This is a genomic window from Streptomyces sp. P5F9 (assembly GCF_057961495.1).
Map to the genome: position 1 here is coordinate 1 of NZ_JBXVPZ010000636.1, position 4,440 is coordinate 4,440.

At 71.1% G+C, this 4,440-nt stretch carries 6 protein-coding genes; 4 read left to right on the forward strand and 2 right to left on the reverse strand.

What is annotated here, in order from left to right; all coding sequences use genetic code 11:
- Together AC31A1_RS47400 and AC31A1_RS47405 are read right to left on the reverse strand one after the other, a co-directional pair.
- Positions 1-740: SDR family oxidoreductase (locus AC31A1_RS47400; RefSeq protein WP_489659264.1), on the reverse strand; the 740-nt coding region annotated here is incomplete at its 3' end.
- Positions 741-796: 56 nt separating this feature from the next.
- Positions 797-1,582: an SDR family oxidoreductase gene (locus AC31A1_RS47405; RefSeq protein WP_489659265.1), complete on the reverse strand. Its 786-nt coding sequence runs from the start codon at positions 1,580-1,582 to the stop codon at positions 797-799.
- Between the two features lie 85 nt (positions 1,583-1,667).
- Between AC31A1_RS47405 and AC31A1_RS47410 the strand changes: the two genes are divergently transcribed.
- The 4 genes from AC31A1_RS47410 to AC31A1_RS47425 form a co-directional block, all read left to right on the forward strand.
- Positions 1,668-2,429: an enoyl-CoA hydratase family protein gene (locus AC31A1_RS47410; RefSeq protein ID WP_489659266.1), complete on the forward strand. Its 762-nt coding sequence runs from the start codon at positions 1,668-1,670 to the stop codon at positions 2,427-2,429.
- Positions 2,430-3,278: a CoA transferase subunit A gene (locus tag AC31A1_RS47415; protein ID WP_489659267.1), complete on the forward strand. Its 849-nt coding sequence runs from the start codon at positions 2,430-2,432 to the stop codon at positions 3,276-3,278.
- On the forward strand, positions 3,278-4,021 hold the full coding sequence (locus AC31A1_RS47420; protein ID WP_489659268.1) for a CoA-transferase subunit beta: 744 nt from the start codon (positions 3,278-3,280) through the stop codon (positions 4,019-4,021). The genes AC31A1_RS47415 and AC31A1_RS47420 overlap by 1 nt, the downstream gene beginning before the upstream one ends.
- Positions 4,021-4,440 (forward strand): NAD(P)H-dependent flavin oxidoreductase (locus AC31A1_RS47425; RefSeq protein ID WP_489659269.1); only part of this gene is annotated, 420 nt, incomplete at its 3' end. The genes AC31A1_RS47420 and AC31A1_RS47425, both read left to right, overlap by 1 nt.

The window sequence follows — 4,440 nt, forward strand, 5'->3', positions numbered from 1 at the left end:
GTGACCCCGGCCCCCTCCCCCGATCCCAGCCACACCACCAACGGCGACACGTTCTCCGGCGCCATCTCATCGAACCCGGAGCCGGGCGCGGCCATGGTCTCGGCGAAGGTGTGTTCCGTCATGCGGGTCCGTGCCGCGGGGGCGATCGCGTTGACCTGGACTCCGTAGCGGGCGAGTTCGGCCGCCGCGACCAGAGTCAGGCCGATGATGCCGGCTTTGGCGGCGCTGTAGTTGCCCTGCCCGACGGAGCCCAACAACCCTGCTCCGCTGCTGGTGTTGATGATCCGGGCGTCCGGAGTGCGGCCCGCTTTCGTCTCCGCACGCCAGTGTGCCGCGGCGTGCTTCAGGGGCAGAAAATGCCCCTTCAGATGGACGCGCATCACCGCGTCCCAGTCGTCCTCGTCGAGATTGACGAGCATCCGGTCGCGCAGGTAACCCGCGTTGTTCACCAGGGTGTCGAGCCGGCCGTAGGTCTCCAGCGCGGTCGCCACCAGGGACGCGGCGTCGGCGGCCGTGGCGATGTCGCCGCCGTGGGCGACCGCCTCGCCGCCCGCCGCGCGGATCTCGGCGACGACCTGCGCGGCCGGGCTGTCGGGGTCCGGGGTGCCGTCGAGGCCGACGCCGAGGTCGTTGACTACGACCCGGGCGCCCTCGGCGGCGAAGGCGAGGGCGTGGGCGCGGCCGAGCCCCCGCCCCGCGCCGGTGACGACGACGACCCGCCCGTCACAGATTCCGCTCATCTCGCGTCTCCTTCCATCCCGCGTCTCCTTCCATCCCGCGTCTCCTTCCATCTCGATCACCCTTCAACTCGCTTCTCTTTGTTGGCAGTTGCCGCGTCCAGGAACGCCGGCCGTTCCCCGCCCCCGTGGACCAGAAGGCTCGCGCCGCTGATGTAGGCGGCGGCGTCGGAGGCGAGGAAGACCGCTGCCGCGCCGATGTCGGAGGGGTCGGCGAGGCGGCCGAGCGGGACGGTTCCGGAGACGGCCTCGATCGCGTCCTCGCCGCCGTAGTGGAGGTGGGACAGCTCCGTGCGGACCATGCCGACGACGAGCGTGTTGACGCGGATGTCCGGCGCCCATTCCACCGCCATCGAACGGGCCAGGTTCTCCAGCCCTGCCTTGGCCGCCCCGTACGCCGCCGAACCGGGCGAGGGGCGGCTGCCGCTGACGCTGCCGATCATCACGACCGAGCCCTTGGCGCGCTTGAGGTGCTCGTACGCGGCGAGGGACGCGGTGAGCGGGGCGAGGAGGTTCAACTCGATGATCCGCGCGTGGCGTTCGGCCTCCGCGTCGACGAGGGGGCGGTACGGCGCGCCGCCCGCGTTGTTGACGAGCACGTCGAGCCGGGGCAGCGCGGCGAAGAACTCCCGTACGGCGTCCGGGTCGCGCAGATCGAGTGGCCTGAACTCGGTTCCCTTCACCGGGTCTTCGGGCGGTCTGCGCGCACAGGTCAGCACCTCGGCGCCGGCGTCGGCGAAGGCCCGTGCGATACCGGCGCCGACGCCTCGGGTGCCGCCGGTGACGAGGACGGTTCTGCCGGCGAGTGACTGGTCGCGCGAGTTGTCCACAGGGTGCTTGTCCACAGGGCCTCCCGCTCGGATTGTCCGGCTGCTAGCTTCGAAGCCTCGCACCTAACAAATGTTTGGTGGAAAGGTAGCTGATGCGTCCATGGGTGTCTCCACCTCAACCTCGACAAAGGCGATTTCCGTAGTCACGGTCGACTACCCGCCGGTGAACGCGCTGCCGGTGGACGGCTGGTTCGCCCTGGCCGACGCGGTGCGCACGGCCGGGCGCGACCCCGACGTGCGCTGTGTGGTGCTGGCGGCCGAGGGCCGGGGTTTCAACGCGGGCGTGGACATCAAGGAGATACAGGCGCGGGGGCAGTCGGCCCTGGTCGGGGTCAACCGGGGCTGTTTCGAGGCCTTCGCGGCGGTCTACGAGTGCGAGGTGCCCGTCGTCGCGGCGGTGCAGGGGTTCTGCCTGGGCGGGGGCATCGGTCTGGCCGGGAACGCGGACGTGATCGTGGCGAGCGAGGACGCCACCTTCGGCCTGCCCGAGCTGGACCGGGGCGCACTGGGCGCGGCCACGCATCTGGCCCGGCTGGTCCCCCAGCACCTGATGCGCGCCCTGTACTACACCTCACGCACGGCGACGGCGGCCGAGCTGCACGCGCACGGCTCGGTGTGGCGGGTCGTACCGCGCGCCGAACTCCTGCCCGCCGCCCTGGAGTTGGCGGCCGAGATAGCCGCCAAGGACGGCGAGCTGATCCGCCTCGCCAAGTCCGCGATCAACGGCATCGACCCCGTCGACGTCCGCCGCAGCTACCGCTTCGAACAGGGCTTCACCTTCGAGGCCAACGTCAGCGGGGTGGCCGACCGGGTCCGCGACACGTTCGGAACGACCGGAAAGACAGCGGGAGAGGGGGCGTAGGTGAGCGACAAGACGATGACGGCCGACGAGGTCGTCTCCCGGCTGCACAGCGGCATGACCCTCGGCATCGGCGGCTGGGGCTCGCGCCGCAAACCCATGGCCCTGGTACGGGCGTTGCTCCGCTCGGACCTCACCGACCTCACCGTCGTCTCCTACGGCGGCCCGGACGTCGGCATGCTCGCGGCGGCCGGCCGCATCCGCAAGCTGGTGGCCACGTTCGTCACGCTCGACTCGGTCCCCCTCGAACCGCACTACCGCGCGGCACGCGAGAGCGGAGCCTTCGAGCTGACGGAGGTAGACGAGGCGATGTTCATGTGGGGCCTGCGCGCCGCCGCGAACCGGCTGCCGTTCCTGCCGGTGCGCGCGGGCATCGGCTCGGACGTCATGCGGGTCAACCCCGGCCTGCGGACGGTCACTTCGCCCTACGACGACGGGGAGACCCTCGTCGCGATGCCCGCGCTGCGGCTGGACGCGGCCCTGGTCCACGTCAACCGCGCCGACCGGCTGGGCAACGGCCAGTACCTGGGCCCGGATCCCTACTTCGACGACCTGTTCTGCGAGGCGGCGGACGCGGCCTACGTCTCCTGCGAACGGATCGTGGACACCGCCGAGTTGACGAAGGAGGCCCCGCCGCAGTCCCTGCTCGTCAAGCGGCTGAACGTGACGGGAGTCGTCGAGACCCCCGGCGGCGCCCACTTCACGTCGTGCGCTCCCGACTACGGCAGGGACGAGGACGTCCAGCGGCTGTACGCGACGACACCCTGGGCGGAGTTCTCGGAGCGCTTCCTGGCCGGTGACGAACAGGCCTACGAGTCGGCGGTGCGGAACTGGCAGGAGGAGCAAGGGTGATGGACGTACTGCGCGGGGACGTACGGCGTTCCGAGTACTGCGTGATCGCCTGCGCGGAGGCGTGGCGCGACGCCGGTGAGATCCTGGCCAGTCCGATGGGGTTCATCCCGTCCGTCGGCGCACGGCTGGCCCGGCTCACCTTCGCACCGGATCTCCTGCTCACCGACGGCGAGGCGATGCTCGTCCGTCCGGACGGGACACCGGAGGGCTGGTTGCCGTACCGGCAGCATCTGACGTTGGTGGCGAGCGGGCGGCGGCACGTGATGATGGGCGCGAGCCAGATCGACCGGTACGGCAACCAGAACATCTCGTGCATCGGCGACTGGGCACGGCCGAAGCGGCAGTTGCTCGGGGTGCGCGGGGCGCCGGTCAACACGCTGAACAATCCGACGAGTTACTGGATACCCCGGCACTCGCCCCGGGTGTTCGTGGAGAAGGTCGACATGGTGTGCGGGGTGGGGTACGACCGGGTCGCCGAGCACCCGGGGACGGCCCGCTTCCACCGCATCCCCCGGGTCGTGTCCGACCTCGGTGTCTTCGACTTCGCGACCCCCGACCACTCGATGCGGCTGGCCTCGCTGCATCCGGGGGTGAGTGTGGAGCAGGTGCGGGAGGCGACGGGGTTCGAGCTGGTCGTCCCGGACGAGGTGCCGTCGACCCGCGAACCCACCCCGGACGAGTTGCGGCTGATCCGTGAGGTGATCGACTCCGCCGACACCCGGCTCAGAGAAGTGAGTTCGTGATGGAGACCGCGCTGACCCGGCTGGTCGGGGTCCGGCATCCGATCGTGCAGACGGGCATGGGGTGGGTGGCGGGACCGCGTCTGGTGTCGGCCACCGCGAACGCGGGCGCGCTGGGCGTCCTCGCCTCCGCGACCATGACCACCGACCGGCTCCGGGACGCGGTCCGCGAGGTCAAGTCCCGTACGCGGGAGCCGTTCGGGGTGAATCTGCGCGCGGACGCGACCGACGCCGGCGACCGGGTGCGGATCATCATCGAGGAGGGCGTACGGGTCGCGTCCTTCGCGCTCGCGCCGTCCGCCGAGCTGATCGCCGAGCTGAAGGAGGCGGGGGTCGTGGTGATCCCGTCGATCGGGGCGCGGCGGCATGCGGAGAAGGTCGCGGCGTGGGGCGCGGACGCGGTGATCGTGCAGGGCGGGGAG